Annotated in this window: 11 protein-coding genes and 1 pseudogene; 5 read left to right on the top strand and 7 right to left on the bottom strand. The window is 69.7% G+C overall.

Annotated elements, in window-relative coordinates:
• Positions 1 to 390 precede the first annotated feature (390 nt).
• Both ACZ6EM_RS15665 and pepN read left to right on the top strand, forming a co-directional pair.
• On the top strand, positions 391 to 2,055 hold the full coding sequence (locus ACZ6EM_RS15665; protein WP_465772550.1) for an outer membrane protein assembly factor BamB family protein: 1,665 nt from the start codon (positions 391 to 393) through the stop codon (positions 2,053 to 2,055).
• 234 nt (positions 2,056 to 2,289) lie between these two features.
• Positions 2,290 to 4,869, top strand: a complete 2,580-nt coding sequence (pepN, locus tag ACZ6EM_RS15660) for an aminopeptidase N (RefSeq protein WP_465772549.1) — start codon at positions 2,290 to 2,292, stop codon at positions 4,867 to 4,869.
• 122 nt (positions 4,870 to 4,991) lie between these two features.
• On the opposite strand, the gene ACZ6EM_RS15655 is transcribed toward pepN, so the two are convergent.
• The 3 genes from ACZ6EM_RS15655 to ACZ6EM_RS15645 all read right to left on the bottom strand — a co-directional run bounded on the left by ACZ6EM_RS15655 (position 4,992) and on the right by ACZ6EM_RS15645 (position 8,420).
• Positions 4,992 to 5,222, bottom strand: a complete 231-nt coding sequence (locus ACZ6EM_RS15655; protein WP_465772548.1) for a hypothetical protein — start codon at positions 5,220 to 5,222, stop codon at positions 4,992 to 4,994.
• Between the two features lie 20 nt (positions 5,223 to 5,242).
• Positions 5,243 to 7,393 carry a 4-alpha-glucanotransferase gene (gene malQ / locus ACZ6EM_RS15650; protein ID WP_465772547.1) on the bottom strand — a complete coding sequence of 717 codons (2,151 nt, stop codon included), beginning with the start codon at positions 7,391 to 7,393 and terminating at the stop codon, positions 5,243 to 5,245.
• A 697-nt stretch (positions 7,394 to 8,090) separates the two neighbouring features.
• On the bottom strand, positions 8,091 to 8,420 hold the full coding sequence (locus ACZ6EM_RS15645; RefSeq protein WP_452179788.1) for a hypothetical protein: 330 nt from the start codon (positions 8,418 to 8,420) through the stop codon (positions 8,091 to 8,093).
• Positions 8,421 to 8,782: 362 nt separating this feature from the next.
• On the opposite strand from ACZ6EM_RS15645, the gene ACZ6EM_RS15640 reads away from it, so the two are divergent.
• Positions 8,783 to 9,103, top strand: coding sequence for a hypothetical protein (locus ACZ6EM_RS15640; RefSeq protein WP_452179787.1), 321 nt, complete (start codon positions 8,783 to 8,785; stop codon positions 9,101 to 9,103).
• Between the two features lie 24 nt (positions 9,104 to 9,127).
• Here ACZ6EM_RS15640 and ACZ6EM_RS15635 read toward each other — a convergent pair whose 3' ends face one another.
• From ACZ6EM_RS15635 to ACZ6EM_RS15625, 3 genes are all read right to left on the bottom strand, one after another.
• Entirely contained in the window at positions 9,128 to 9,886 is a 759-nt protein-coding gene (locus tag ACZ6EM_RS15635; RefSeq protein WP_452179786.1) for a hypothetical protein, read from the bottom strand.
• A 687-nt stretch (positions 9,887 to 10,573) separates the two neighbouring features.
• Positions 10,574 to 10,825, bottom strand: a complete 252-nt coding sequence (locus ACZ6EM_RS15630; RefSeq protein WP_465772546.1) for a DUF7848 domain-containing protein — start codon at positions 10,823 to 10,825, stop codon at positions 10,574 to 10,576.
• Positions 10,825 to 11,130, bottom strand: coding sequence for a hypothetical protein (locus ACZ6EM_RS15625; protein WP_465772545.1), 306 nt, complete (start codon positions 11,128 to 11,130; stop codon positions 10,825 to 10,827). The genes ACZ6EM_RS15630 and ACZ6EM_RS15625 overlap by 1 nt, the downstream gene beginning before the upstream one ends.
• Before the next feature lie 304 nt (positions 11,131 to 11,434).
• Between ACZ6EM_RS15625 and ACZ6EM_RS15620 the strand changes: the two genes are divergently transcribed.
• A complete protein-coding gene (locus ACZ6EM_RS15620) occupies positions 11,435 to 12,637 on the top strand; it encodes a helix-turn-helix transcriptional regulator (protein ID WP_465772544.1) in 1,203 nt (400 codons plus the stop codon).
• 478 nt (positions 12,638 to 13,115) lie between these two features.
• On the opposite strand, the gene ACZ6EM_RS15615 is transcribed toward ACZ6EM_RS15620, so the two are convergent.
• Complete coding sequence (locus ACZ6EM_RS15615) at positions 13,116 to 14,153, bottom strand: GntR family transcriptional regulator (RefSeq protein ID WP_465772543.1); 1,038 nt, start codon at positions 14,151 to 14,153, stop codon at positions 13,116 to 13,118.
• Between ACZ6EM_RS15615 and ACZ6EM_RS15610 the strand changes: the two are divergent.
• Positions 14,103 to 14,957: pseudogene (locus ACZ6EM_RS15610) on the top strand (site-specific integrase); the annotation flags it as partial. The gene ACZ6EM_RS15615 and the pseudogene ACZ6EM_RS15610 sit on opposite strands and share 51 nt — an antisense overlap.
• Between the last annotated feature and the right edge of the window lie 96 nt (positions 14,958 to 15,053).

Genomic DNA, 15,053 nt, shown 5'->3' with positions numbered 1-15,053 from the left:
GGTGGTCCCGGCCGGGGCGGACGGGGCCCCGGGCGCGGACGGCGGCCGACCGGCGCGGACCGGAGCGCCGGGGCGCGGGCGTGGGGGCGCGGTGATCGGGGGGTGAAGGTGTTGCGAGGCCTGGACCTGCGGAGACGGGGATCGGCCGTCCTGGCGGCGGCCGAAAACGACACACCACTAGCATGGTGCCCAATTCTCACCCGTCCCACCGGAGCCGTGGACGGCACCGGCAAGGGGACGCTTCCAGACATGACGGGGAATCAGATGGCAGGGGATCACCCTACGCCGGGGGCAGGCGAAACGCCCGGCAACGGTCCGCAGGACAACCGGGGCGTCTCGTTCGGGCGCCCGCCGGGCGGCGGTGTGGATCCGGCCGCCGTCGCGGACCAGATGACGCAGCTCGACGGCGCGGCCGTCCCGGGCCCGGTCGCGCCCGCGGGCCCGCCGCCCGCCCAACCGCCGGCACCGCCCGCGCAGCCGCCCGCCGGCAACCCGGAGTACGCGGCGTACGCGCCGACCGCGACCGGGTTCCCCAGCCAGGCCCCGCCGCCGCCCGGCGCCGCCCCGCTCGGCCCGTACGACCCGGTCCCCGGTTCCCCGTACGGCGCCCCGGACGCCGGGCAGGCCTACAACACCGGCGGCTACAACTACCCGCAGCAGCAGCCCGGGTACAGCTACCCCGTCGCGCCCGTCCCTCCCAAGCAGCGCAACCCCGTGATGCTGTGGGGCGGGATCATCGGCGGTGTGCTGGCGATCTCGATCGTGGTCGCCCTGGTCGTCCTGCTCAAGGACCCCAAGCCCGAGCCCGATCCGGCCCCGGGCCCGGTCGCCGCCGACAACGGCGGCACCACCGACAACGGCGGGACCAGCAACGGCCCGACCCCCGGCCCCGGGCCCAAGGGCGGCAGCTTCAACGTCGCCTGGAGCGTCCCCAAGCCGGCCGGCGCGGACACCTCGAGCCAGCTGCTCGGTGTCTGGGGCACCGACAAGCTCGCCGTGCGCGTCGACGGTTCCGGCATCAAGGCCTACAACCTGACCGACGGCAAGGAGGCCTGGACCATCCCCGTCCCGGCCGGCAGCAAGGAGATGTGCACCGCCTCCTACGGCGCCAACTCCAAGGGCGTCGCCGCCGTCTCCTTCAACACCGGTGACAGCGACTGCTCCACCGTCGGCGCCGTCGACCTGACCCAGGGCAAGCTGCTCTGGAGCGTCAAGGTCTCGGCCGACCGGATGTCCTCGCCGACCCTCAGCGTCACCGAGAACGTGGTCGCCGTCGGCGGCAACATGGTCGGCGCCCTGAACATCGCCAACGGCCAGCCGGCCTGGCAGTTCCAGCCGCGCGACAAGGACTGCTCGGTGCGCGGCAAGGCGGCCGGCGTCCAGATCGCGGTCAGCGACCGCTGCTACGGCACCACCGGCCCGAAGTCGCAGCTGGTCGTCGTCAACGCCGAGACGGGCAAGCCGACCAGCGCCCCGATCACCCTCACCGGCAGCATCGAGCAGGTCGACTCGGTCGTCCAGGACAAGCCGCTGGTGCTGCTGATGTCCAGCGGCCCGCAGGGCGACTACATCCTGCCGTTCGACAAGGACAACAAGCCGGGCAACCAGATGTCCGTCAAGGAGCCCGGTTCGGACAGCCTGCGCCTCTCCGGCCAGGACGAGGCCCTCACCCGCAACGTGGTCAGCGGCACCACGCTGTACGTCCAGGTCAGCGGCGGCAAGCCGGGCATCAACGCCTACGACCTGACCACCGGCAAGCGGCTGTGGGCGGCCACCTCCGGCTCGACGAGCAACGACATGCGCCTGGTGGCCGGGACCGACAAGGACGGCAAGGTCCGCGCGGTCGTCGACCAGGGCTACAACAAGCCGGCCCGGCTGGTGACGCTCTCGCCGACCGACGGCTCGCTGTCCGACCTCGGCACCATGACCATGCCGAGCAGCATGGGCATCGGCAGCAGCAGCTCCGAGTACCTGATCTCGGACGACGGCGCCGCGGTCTACGCGTTCCGCCGCTTCAGCGCCAGCGACGGTCCGCTGACCAAGTGGAAGAAGTGACGCCGGGCCGACGACCGACCGGCGACCGGCCGACGACCCGGGTGGACCGGGTGGACCGGGTGGACCGGGGTGACGACCGGGTGACGACCGGGGCATGACCCCTCGTCGCGGGCCACGCGGGCGGGGCGGGAACGGGCTGATCGCCCGGGCCCGCCCCGCCCGCGATTTTTCGGCCGCCCCGTCCGTTGGACGTGCGAGGATTCGGAGCATCAGTCTGACAAAGGAGTGCAGCGAGTGCCCGGCACAAACCTGACCCGTGAGGAGGCCCGCACCCGGGCCGACCTCCTCCACGTGGACGCGTACGACATCGAGCTCGACCTCGGTTCGGCCCGTGAAGGCGGTACCTTCCGGTCCACCACCGTGGTCCGGTTCACCGCCACCACCCCCGGCGCGGAGACCTTCATCGACCTCGTCGCCCCGAGCGTCGAGGAGGTCGTCCTCAACGGCGTGCGGCTCGACCCGGCGAGCTTCGCCGACAGCCGCATCCCGCTGCCGGGCCTGGCGGCCGAGAACGAGCTGCGGGTCGTCGCGACCTGCGAGTACACCAACACCGGTGAGGGCCTGCACCGGTTCGTCGACCCGGTCGACGGCGAGACCTACCTGTACACCCAGTTCGAGGTACCGGACGCCCGCCGGGTCTTCGCCAACTTCGAGCAGCCCGACCTGAAGGCCGCGTTCGCGTTCACCGTGACCGCGCCGAACGGCTGGGTCGTGGTCTCCAACTCGCCGACCCCGGAGCCGGTCGGCGAGGGCGACACCCGGGTCTGGACCTTCGAGCCCACCGGCCGGATCTCCAGCTACATCACCGCGCTCGTCGCCGGCCCGTACGTCGGGGTCTTCGACACCTACGAGAACGGCGAGCAGAAGGTGCCGCTGGGCGTCTACTGCCGGCCCTCGCTGCGCGAGTTCCTGGACCCGGAGGCCGTCTTCGAGGTCACCAAGCAGGGCTTCGACTTCTTCCAGGAGAAGTTCGACTTCCCGTACCCGTTCGCCAAGTACGACCAGCTCTTCGTCCCGGAGTTCAACGCCGGCGCGATGGAGAACGCGGGTGCCGTCACCCTGCGCGACCAGTACGTGTTCCGCTCCAAGGTCACCGACGCCGCCTACGAGGCCCGCGCCGCGACGATCCTGCACGAGCTCGCCCACATGTGGTTCGGCGACCTCGTCACCATGGAGTGGTGGAACGACCTCTGGCTGAACGAGTCCTTCGCGACCTACGCCGAGGCGGTCTGCCAGGCCGAGGCCCCCGGCTCCAAGTGGCCGCACTCCTGGACCACCTTCGCCAACCAGATGAAGACCTGGGCGTACCGGCAGGACCAGCTGCCGTCCACCCACCCGATCATGGCGGAGATCAACGACCTGGAGGACGTCCAGGTCAACTTCGACGGCATCACCTACGCCAAGGGCGCCTCGGTGCTCAAGCAGCTGGTGGCGTACGTCGGCCAGGACGCCTTCTTCCAGGGCGTGCGGGCGTACTTCAAGCGCCACGCCTGGGGCAACACCCGGCTCAGCGACCTGCTCGGCGCCCTGGAGGAGGCCAGCGGCCGCGACCTCAAGGCCTGGTCCAAGGCCTGGCTGGAGACCGCCGGCATCAACGTGCTGCGGCCCTCGATCACGGTGAACACCGACGGCGACATCGAGTCCTTCGCGGTGCTCCAGGAGGCCCCCGCGCTGCCCGCCGGCGCCAAGGGCGAGGCCGTGCTGCGGCCGCACCGCATCGCGATCGGCCTGTACGAGCTGAACGGCGACGCGCTGGTGCGCACCGACCGGATCGAGCTGGACGTCGACGGCCCGCGCACCGAGGTGCCGGAGCTGGTCGGCCGCCACCGCCCGGCCGTCGTGCTGCTGAACGACGACGACCTCTCGTACGCCAAGATCCGGCTCGACGAGGACTCGCTGGCCGTCGTCACCGAGCACCTCGGCGGCTTCGCCGACTCGCTGCCGCGCGCGCTGTGCTGGGCCTCCGCCTGGGACATGACCCGCGACGGCGAGCTGGCCGCCCGCGACTACCTGGCGCTGGCGCTGTCCGGCATCGGGCGCGAGAGCGACATCGGTGTGGTGCAGTCCGTGCACCGCCAGGTCAAGCTCGCCCTCGACGCCTACACCGACCCGCGGTGGCGCGAGCAGGGCCTCGACCGCTGGGCCGCCGCCGCGGAGGAGCACCTGCGCGCCGCCGAGCCCGGCAGCGACCACCAGCTGGCCTGGGCCCGCGCCCTCGCCTCGGTCGCCCGTACGGACGGTCAGCTGGGCCTGCTCGCCGGGCTGCTGGACGGCTCGGTCGAGATCAAGGGCCTCGCGGTCGACACCGAGCTGCGCTGGACCCTGCTGGTGCGCCTCGCCGCCACCGGGCGGGCCGACGAGGCCGCCATCGCCGCCGAGCTGGAGCGGGACAACACCGCGGCCGGCCAGGAGCACGCGGCCACCTGCCGCGCCGCCCGGCCGACCGCCGAGGCCAAGGCGCAGGCCTGGGCGTCGGTGGTGGAGTCCGACAAGCTGACGAACTATGTGCAGGAGGCCGTCATCGCCGGCTTCCAGCAGTCCGACCAGCGCGAGCTGCTCGCACCGTACGCGGCGAAGTACTTCGCGGCGGTCAAGGGCGTCTGGGAGAGCCGCAGCCACGAGATCTCGCAGCAGATCATCGTCGGGCTGTACCCGGCCCTGCAGGTGACGGCCGCGACCCTGGAGGCCACGGACGCGTGGCTGGCCTCGGCCGAGCCGGCGCCGGCGCTGCGGCGCCAGGTCGTCGAGGCGCGGGCGGGCGTCGAGCGCGCCCTCAAGGCCCAGGACGCCGACCGTGCGGCGGGGGCCCGCTGACGGTGCGCGGATAAGCCCGAAGGGGCGCCGGACGGGATCGTCCGGCGCCCCTTCGGGGTCGTGCGGGTCCTGGTGGACGTCGTGCCCGTCCTGGAGGACGCGGCGGTCGCCTCTACGAGGAGTTAGTTCTTCTTGGCCTTGCTGCCGTACGGCAGAGCGGCCAGAGCGGCGATGATCACGAAGGAGACGAGCGGGACCACCACGTACAGGCCGATGGTCTCACCGACACTCAGGCCGGAACCCGGGTCGTCACCGTCGTCCCTGGTGAAGGCCATGGCGGGCGACGACAGCAGCATCATCAGCGTGACCGTTGCGCAGACCGCGCCGGCTCGCAAAGCGTTCCTCTTGTCCACGTTTCCAACTTACCCGCCGCTTACGGGACGGCGCGCGCCGGGGTCCGCCTGACGGAGTCGGGCGGGAAGTCGGGCAGGGCGAGGAGCTGGGCCAGCAGCCCGGCGGCGGGGGCGGTGGCGAGGCGTTCCAGGGTGACCGGCCCGCCGGAGCCGTCGGCGACCGGCAGGCGCCAGTTCGGATACTGGTCCCAGGTGCCGGGCAGGTTCTGCGGGCGCGGGTCGCCGACCAGGTCCGGCAGCCAGACCCCGACCAGCTCCGCCGGGGTGGCCCGCAGGAAGCGGTACAGCACGGGCATCGTCAGCGGCTCGTCCGGGCCGAGCAGCCCCAGCCCGGCCAGCTCGGCCCGCCAGTCCGCCAGCTCCGCCGCCGCCTGCTCCTGCTCCTCCCCCAGCGGCCGGGCCAGCAGGCCCAGCCGGCGCCGCAGCTCGACGTGCTCGCCGGAGAGCCGGGCCGCGGTGCTGGGCAGGTCGTGGGTGGTGAGGGTGGCCAGGCAGCCCGGCCGCCAGCGGTCCGGGCCGAGGATCGCCCCGCCGGCCTGCCAGTCCCGCTCGAACCAGAGGACGGACGTGCCCAGCACCCCGCGCTCCGCCAGCTCCTCCCGCACGCCCGGCTCCACCGTGCCGAGGTCCTCGCCGATCACCGCCGTACCGGCCCGGTGCGCCTCCAGCGCCAGCACCCCGAGCATCGCCTCCGCGTCGTAGCGCACGTACGCGCCCTCGGTCGGCGGATGGCCCTTCGGCACCCACCAGAGCCGGAACAGGCCCATGACATGGTCGATCCGCAGCGCGCCGGCGTGCCGGGCGGTGGCCCGCAGCAGCTCCGCGAACGGGGCGTAGCCGGCCTCGGCGAGCGCGTCCGGGCGCCAGGGCGGCAGGCCCCAGTCCTGGCCGTGGGCGTTGAAGGCGTCCGGCGGGGCACCGACCGAGATGCCGTCGGCCAGCACGTCCTGCAGCGCCCAGGCGTCCGCGCCGTCCGGATGGACGCCCACGGCCAGGTCGTGGATCAGACCGACCGGCATGCCGGCCTCACGGGCCGCCCGCTGGGCGTGGGCGAGCTGCTGGTCGACCTGCCAGGCGAGCCAGCGGTGGAACTCGACCCGCTCCGTGAGCTCCTTCTCCGCCTGCTCGACCTGTGCGCCGTCCGGGTGACGCAGGCCCTTCGGCCAGTGCTGCCGGTCCGGGCCGTGCTCCTCGGCGAGGGCGTTCCACAGGGCGTGCCGGCGCAGCCACTCGCCCTCACGGCGCAGGTACGCCTCGTACTCGGCCTGGCGGCCGGGGCCGCGCGGCACCTCGTGCAGCAGCTCCAGGGCCTCGCGCTTGAGCTGCCAGACGGCGTCCCGGTCGATCAGCGCGTCGTGGCCGAGGACCTCCTCGCGCAGCCGGGCGGCGCGCCGGGCCAGCTCCTCGGCCTGGTCACGCTGCCCGCCGCCCAGGTACGCGTACTCGGGGACCTCCTCGACCCGCAGGTGCACCGGGTCCGCGAAGCGGCGCGAGGACGGGCGGTACGGGGACGGGTCGGAGGGGGCGCCGGGCAGCGCCTGGTGCAGCGGATTGATCTGCACGAAGCCCGCGCCCAGCCCGGCCCCCGCCCACCGGGCCAGCTCGACCAGGTCGCCGAGGTCGCCCATGCCCCAGGAGCGCTCGGACAGCACCGAGTACAGCTGGGCGAGGAACCCCCAGCTGCGGCCGGGCAGCTGCGGCAGCCGCTCGGGGACGACGATCAGCGCGGCCCGCGCCGTCCGTTCGCCGCTCCGCGCCGTGAGCACATGACGCCCCGGCGGCAGGTCCCCCGGCACCCAGTGCGAGTGCCCCCGCGGCAGCTCCCAGCTGCCCCCGTCCTCCAGCTCCACCCGCAGCAGGGCGTCCGCCGGCACGTCCAGCGCCGCCCGCCTCCCCTGCCGCACCACCACGCACGGCGGCAGCAACCGGGCGCGCTGCTCCGCCCAGTGACGCTCCAGCGCCTCCCGCGCCTCCTGCGGCGTCGCGGCCACCACCCCCATCGCCCCCAGCACCGCGACCAGCGTCCGCGCCCCCACCGTCTGCCCGCCGGCCCCCGGATACCGGGTGTCCACCCCGTACGCCTGCGCCAGCGCCACCAGTTCGGCGGGCGGCGGCGGAGCGTCCTGCGCCGGCACCTGCTCGGCTCCGTCACTGTCGTGGTAAGCGGCCACTCGCGGCTCCTGCGATGTCTCGGCAACGCCCGGTCAGGACAGCCACAGTCCTACCCGCGTGACACCACGATCACCCAGCGCGACACGACGGTGCCGGACGGAACCCGCACAGCTCAAAGCGAACCGCCGTAGACCGGCGTCTGAGGATCGCCGACCCGGTGGAGCTCCACCGCGACACCCCGCCGACGAGCGAAGTCCGCGACGCCCTCCACCTCGACATCCAGCACGGCCCTGAGCTTCTGGAGCCCAGAATTCCACCCCCCTTGCCAGGTACGGCCTCCAGCACCTGCCAGGCAACCCAACGACCTCTTCCAACCGATCGGCCTCTCATCGCACCTGATGAGGTCGTCCAGCTCGCAACCGGACCAACGGCCTTGGGTGGCGGCCATGTCCAGCTAGGCGGCGACGGAAATGAGATCACCAATCGGCAACCGCAGCGATCCTTCGGCTCACCATAATTCCAGCCAGCACGACGTTACAGCACCCTTCCCCACCCAGCATGAATTCTCGCCCTACCCAAAAACACCCGGCCAAATTTTGCAGCTTGATCCCATACCAGCAAGCAGGACTTCCCGCCTACCCACAAACGACAACGCAGAAGGTGACGCAGCCCTTGCTTTCATAGCTACGCGGGCCCAGCTCATCATCGACCGACTTGAATTGCACCTCGACCGCATATTCACCCATCCGCCTCACATCATCGACCGCCCGACACCCATTTGACATCCGAAATACTAATCTCGAAATCATTCATGAAATCTTGGAGAACAATTTGATCATCAACATCCCCAACGCGATACAAAACCGCACCCTTAATCAGATTTCCCGGATCATCAATCACGGCGACAAGCGCTCCCGAGGAGAGCTCCACTATCGCAAACCCAAGCCCATCCTCATCTTCGGGATATTCAAAGGAGAGATCACTAAACGGCTCCTGATCCACAGTCTTCGCAAACATGGCAACCGCCGCCCTACTACCCACCGCTATCTCCCAAAGGGAGATCCCAACCTGTCGCCAACCAGACATCCCGACTCCCCATTGCATAAGAAGGTGTGCACCCCAGAGAGCCGCACCTCGCCAAAATATTCATCAAAATAATCCAGCAGCCGGCCGGAGTTAACCCCGGCCGGCCGAACTGAAGCGCCTGCAGGCCGGTCGAGTAACTTCGACAGCCCAGATGCTCAAATCATCTATTCGATCTGCGTGTTCTTGATGATGAAGATCGGAATCTTCGCATAGCCGTCTTCCAACCCCACTTGCGAATGAACGGAACCCAGAAGGGGTGGCCTTCCGTGGCCGTGATCTCGGATTTGGCCGAGCCCGCAGGTCCGTCCGTGTCGGCCGTGAGCTTGACCAGGTGCTTAAGGCCCTCGCCCTTGATCTCGGCCATGACCGTCCCGACCTGGGTCTCGCCCGTCTGCTCGTCGGTCGCGACGACCTTGCCGACGGCCTGGGCCTGCGCACTGTGGGACCATGGCTGCCGCGACATGACCCCCGGTTTCTACGTCCAGGACGGCCTGGCCGAGGGCGACGAGACCCCGGGCGCGGCCTCCTACGCGACGTTCTGGTCCAACTGCGAAGAGATCACCAACCCGGACGACAGCGTCCCGCTCGCGGGCGCGACGAACGTCCTGGCAGGGTGTCTGGAACACAAGGACTTCCTCGGCGACGACGCGGTGTCCCAAGGGGTACGGGACTTCGTGGGCTGAGCCGGCCGAGTCCGGGCACGCCCACTAAAACGGCGGCTCGTCAACTGATCCCCGTTTGCCGTGCGAATTGTGATGATCCTTCCCGCGCCCGTCGGAGGGGAGTGGATCGGTAAGGGGTTCCATCAACATGCGCCCTTGCTCCCAAGACGCCAACGCCTCGGAGGCCAAACTTCTATGCCGTTCGCTGGAGCTTTGCGCTAGAACGTTCTCCAGCAAAGAAGTCAACCTCCTGCGGTGCATCGCCAATGCCGGGGACTCCAGAAATCGAACGGCCGCGACAAGAGCCGCCTCAACCACTCTCGGATCAGAGTCATCAAAGTATGAGGCGACGCCCGGAAAAGCTTCCGGGTAGATACTCCTGATGTTCAAGAAATCGGGAAATGGCTCGGTCGGCGAATATTCCCCCCACTCTCGAATGCGCTGCTCCTGCTCAATGCTGACATCGAAGGCCACATCGGCCAGCCATGAAAGGAGCTTGCCTCGGAGTGGGAATTTTTCCCCATCCCATGAAGGAGTGAGTGCGGCTTGACTTTCGCGGTCGCCCAAAAGTGCGGCGACATACCTGAAAGCCGGCGCGGTCGCAGAGTAGACGACTCCGTCGTTAAGGAGAGCGTCATACAGGTGGTTGAGTGAACTCGTTACTTTGGAAAAGTCACCCGACGTCAAGTCGTGCAGCTTAGTCGGAGTAACCGGGAAGGCCGACCCGTCGGCATTCTCCAGCTCAGCCCAGTCGGTGAGATCGATGATCGCGCATGGATTCAACTTATCGCCGTTCATGTCCATAAGGCCAGCATAGTGGCCTGTAGGAAAGCAGCCAAGGCGCGGCAACTGGGCCGCGCCTTGGCGAATGCATCAGAAGGGTACCTCACCGAAAACTTGCCCGCGCTGAGATCGGACCGCTAGCGATGAGCTCCCCGGCAACATTCCTGCCACGTTTGGCGCGCAGAAACCGCATGGCCCGCCAGGCTTTGAAACCATCAGTCGGCCAGTCAAACCCCCGGATCCCGACTGTTTGGCCAGAATCCTCATGATAGTGGCCGCCTGAACCTCGACATGCGATCCAAAGAACTTACCGCCGCCAGGGCTCGCCGCAGCAGGAATCTCGCCCATGTTGGCTCTGATCAACGGATGGAGCCGATCGGAAGCCAGGTCAAACTCTCCGTGCCCCTGAACCCAGAGGTACCCGCCGGTAGCAACGTCCGGCCTGCTGGAATATGCAGCATTCTCCGATGCTCTGGCATGCGCCCGTTCATCCGCAGTGGAGCAGTTGTGCACCAGGACCGGAGTGGCCCCCGCGAGCACATAGTACGTGTGCTACGCGACCCCTCTCTACCTGCTTTTTCGCAGGTCAGCGGTGGCTTGACGGTCCGTCGGTGTTCGTGGATGTGCGCTGAAGTCCGTGGTTGTTGCCGTCGCTACTGCCGTCAGAGGTGTAGACCAGTCGTGCTGTCGTCGGCTGCGCGCGTGATCCTACTGCCACGCTCCGGGCTCGGCGCGGACGACGGTGCGCGTGGTCTGCTCGTACGACTGGTGACCGGTCTGCGCACAGTGGCTGGCGATCCAGCGCGTCAGCTCCTCGGGGGTGTGCAGTTCGCCGGACGCGGCGGCACAGTTCTGTTCTTCTCCGGTGACGCACACGGCTTCGAAGGTCGGCAGCGCCATGGGGTCGGTCACGGTGGTCACCTGGTACTCGCGGAAGCGGTAGCGGGTGGTCTTGCCCATCAGCTTTCCCCGTCCTCTTCCTGCGGCACCGGGATGCGCTGCCCGCGTGAGTCCGCGACCCTGAGCGCGTCCGACAGGGCCTCGGTCAGCCGGCAGACCAGCCACCGGTACTCGACGCTCGACGGCAGCCGCTCGCCCGGGGCCAGGATGCTCCGGGCGTACTCCAACAGGTCCTCGCCCATGGTGAGCTGCATCTCCTCGATGCGGTCGGCGAGCGTCGAGACGTAGCCCTGACCGTTGGTGCTCAGGTAGCAGAGGCGACCGTCCATGGCGGTCCACGGAAGCAGCCGCAATCCGTCGATCATGCGCTCCGCGTGACTGTCGTTCCGGTCCGTCGGCGTCTGCTCGTGGTCGGCCTTGCGGTGGCTGTCCTGTATCGCCCGCACATCGGTCAACCGGGACCGGTCACGGCTGCGCACGGCTGCTCGCGCACGCTTGCGGAGCCTGACACACTCCGTGCATGCAGGGCCGGGGCGCTCCCGCCGCTGTGTCGCCTCGTGGGCCATGCTGCTCCCCTTCGTCGGGCCGGATCTCTTGATCAGGATCCCGTTGGCGTGAACCTTGCGGAGGAGCCAGCGTGTCTGCCTCTGTGTCTGCCAAGCTGGCCTGGTGCGGGAGACGGTCGGGGAACTGGTCAGGCGACTGCGCCTGGCGCGCGGTTGGAGTCAGCGGCGGCTCGCCGAGGCGCTGGCCGATGCTGCTCCCGGGCGCGTCCCGCCGACGCGAAACGACGTGTCCCGCTGGGAGATCGGCACTCGATCCCCCCGCGAGTGGCTGCCCTTCCTCGCACGGGTGTTGGAGGTTCCCCGCGAGATGCTGGAAGCGGCCAAGGCAGTTCAGTCCTCTGGGCCCGCGCCGCGCGTGCTGACCGTGGCCGACTTCCTGCCCGAGACCGACCCGCTGTCCGCGCTGACGGCGCGAACTGGTCGCCGGATCGGGGCCGGACAGGTTGCCGACCTGGTCCACCGGGTCCACGGCCTGCGGCTGGCCGACGATGTGGTGTACGGCAAGGACCTGATCGGGCCCGCTCTGCGGGAGTTGAGGGCGGCGGTAAAGCTCTACCGGGAAGGCAGCCACACCGAGGAGGTGGGACGCGAACTGCTGCGGACCATCGGCGAGTTGTCTCAGATCGCCGGGTGGGTGGCCTCCGACGCGGGCGAGCACGCCGAGGCTGAGCGGATCTACCGGATCGGCATGAGTGCGGCCCGTGAGGCGGGAGACGGGGTGCTGTCCGGAAATGTGGCGGGCTCACTGGCATACCAGTGGAGCAACACCGGGCGTGCGGCGGACGCGGTGCATCTGGCCAACGCCGCTGTGGAGGAGGCCGGTGCGGACGCCCCGCCCAAGGCTCGCGCGCTCTACTTGGACCGTGTGGCCTGGGCACACACCCGGGCCGGCCAGGACCGCCTGGCGATGATCGCTCTCGGGGAGGCGGGCGAAGCCCTGGCCGAGGACTCGGCCGGCACCGAGTCGCCGTCGTACCTGTACTGGATGGATGCCGGGGAACTTCAAGTCATGGAGGCCCGCGTCTACACCGAGCTCCGGCGTCCTCTGCGTGCCGTTCCTCTGCTGACGGACGTGCTCGGTCGCTACGACGCCAGTCACGCACGTGAGTTGGCGTTGTACCTGTCGTGGCTGGCCGTGGCCTACTCCGACGCGAACGAACCCGAGGCCGCAGCCGGGACGGCAGGCCGCATGCTCGCGCTCGGGCAGAGCGGCAGTGAGCGCACGGCGGAGCGCACGCGGATCGTCCTGGACCGGCTGCGGGCCTTCCGGGGCGTACCCGAGGTCGCTGAACTGCTGGCCTCCTGACGCCCACGATCGCCCATCGGCCGGGCCGGAGCCTCCGGCAGGCTGCGGGCCTGAGCGGGACGGGTCCCTCGTCGGTCGGGCAGCTTCGCCGGACCAGGGTTCTCCGGGGGCCGCCACGGCTCACACCGTGACGCTTGCGCTCGGCCTTGGCGGCCCCCGGGGGTTCCTGGTACGCCTACGGGGTCCGGCCGGCGAGGGGCATGTCCCGCGACCCGCGACCATTCACCACGACGGTGCCGCACCGATGCTCGGCCCCCAGGTCCCTCGGAGGGAGGGCCCGGGGTGAGGTAGAGCCTTGCGGGCTGCGCTGCTCTCGCTGGTGTTGCGCGCCCGGACGGGCGGGGGTGCCGCTGAGCGGGGCGGAGACAGGAGCGGGAGGCGGCCCCGCCGGGCCGGAGCGCGCGCGGCCCGCGACAGCGGGCCGCCTTGATCCAGTAAAGAAACTCTGAACAGCTCGGCCCGTCGGCCTCGCTCTGCCCTACCCGCGTCTCTCAAGTTCCTTGGTCAGGCGGCTGACTTCGGCTTCGAGTTGTTTGCGCGTCTTCTGGAGCTGCGCCACCTGCTTCCGCAGGCGGACAAGCTCCGCAGCGTCGTGGTCGGCTGTCCGGGGTTCTTTGACACGTTCGAGCGGTACGTCAGCGGCCTGCTCCGACGCCTTGACGGCTGGTGTCTTGCGGACGTAGCTGCCGCGGCCGAGGACGGAGTAGATCAGGCCCTCACCCTTGAGAAGACGAAGGGCGTTCTGAACGGTTGAACTGGCGACTCCGAAACGCTCCTGGAGCGCTCGCGCGGCCGGCAGTTGACTTCCCGGCTTCAACTCGCCGTCAAGGATCTCCCTGCGGAGGATGTCGGCCACCTGGATGTAGGGCGGCCGGGAGTCCTCCTCCAGGGGCTCATCGGGCGCGAAGTCATCGGCAAGGGTTTCTCCCTCGCGTTCAGCGGCCCGCTGGAGGGACTCGATGCGGGCTCGCGCGAGCATTGAGCGCCGCAGGCTGTTGCCCCCACCTCCAGCAAGGGCGACAGTCAGGGAGCCGCGCGGAGTGCGATGGACGAGGCGCTCGTGTTCCAGGTGGTGCAGGGCCTGCTCGACCGTTTCGCTGTCAGTGGCGAACATCAGCTGGAGCTTGATGGGCTCCGGAAGCCGATCCTCGAACTTCAGGCGCCCTTCGAGGATCGCCTCGCGGATGGCCCAGATCGCCCGGAGCACGGGGGGCTCGGCGTTCCCGGGGCCGACGGGGGCTCCTTGCGTGCTGTCCTTGGCCTTCGCCCGTTCCGCTTTGGCCTGGTCGGCGATCTGCTGGATCTCCTCCAGGGTGGCCTTCTCCCGGTACTCCTTCTCGTGGCTCCGGACATAGCTGCCGCGCCCCTGGACTGAGTAGACGAGCCCTTCGTCCTTGAGTACGCGCAGGGCGTTCTGGACGGTGGAGCTGGCGATGCCGTACCGCTCCTGGAGCGTACGCGTGGAGGGGAGCTTCTCCCCTACCTGACGTACTGGCTGGAGACCGTCGCCGTCCACCAGCTCCGGGAGACCACCCACACCCGCTACACCGCCTGCGTCGCCCAGTACCTCATCCCGGGCTTGGGCAAAAAGAAGCTCGCCAAGCTCGCCGCAAAGGACGTGCGAGCCTGGCTGAACGGGCTGCGGACCGTCTGCCAGTGCTGCGCACGCGGCATCGACGCCCGGCGCAGGCCCGATGCCCAGGCCGACCGCCGGCCGCGCTGCTGCGCCATCGGGAGGTGCTGCCGCAAGTACCTCTCCCCGCTGACGCTCGCCTACATCCACTCCGTCCTCAAGTCCGCGCTGGAGCACGCTGTCCGTGAGGATGAGATCCCGCGCAACGTCGCCCGCAACGTCCGCACCGGCACACCCCGCCCCCGCCGCTTCGAACCCCTCACCGCCGACGAAGCCCGGCACTTCCTCACAGCCGCCCACGGCCACCGCTTCCAGACTCTGTTCGAACTCGCCCTTCGCACCGGGCTCCGCAAGGGCGAACTCCTCGGCCTGCGCTGGGAAGACCTCGACCTCGACAACGGCACCGCAAGCATCCGCCGCACCCTCCAGCGCACCCGCACCGGTGGCCTCACCATCCTTCCGACCAAGACCATCAGCTCGGAACGCCGCATCGCCCTCCCTGCCGCGTGCGTCGCCTCGCTCCGCGCGCACCGTGGCCGGCAGGCCCGCGAGAAGCAGCAAGCCGGCGCAGAGTGGGTGGACACCGGCCTCGTCTTCACCCGCCCGGACGGCCACCCCATCGAACCCGCCACCCTCACACGCCAATTCAACGCGCTCCTTCGCCGCTCCCGCCTGCGGGCGATCCGCTTGGTGAGTCGGCCCGGGGCGCGGTGCCGGGATTGCTCCCGGTCCGTTTCCCCGGACCGCTCTCCGAACCCGCCGTGCGCCTCTCAGCGCAACGGG

This window comes from Kitasatospora sp. NPDC041917 (assembly GCF_055589745.1).
This window is presented reverse-complemented; position numbering and strand designations above follow the sequence as displayed.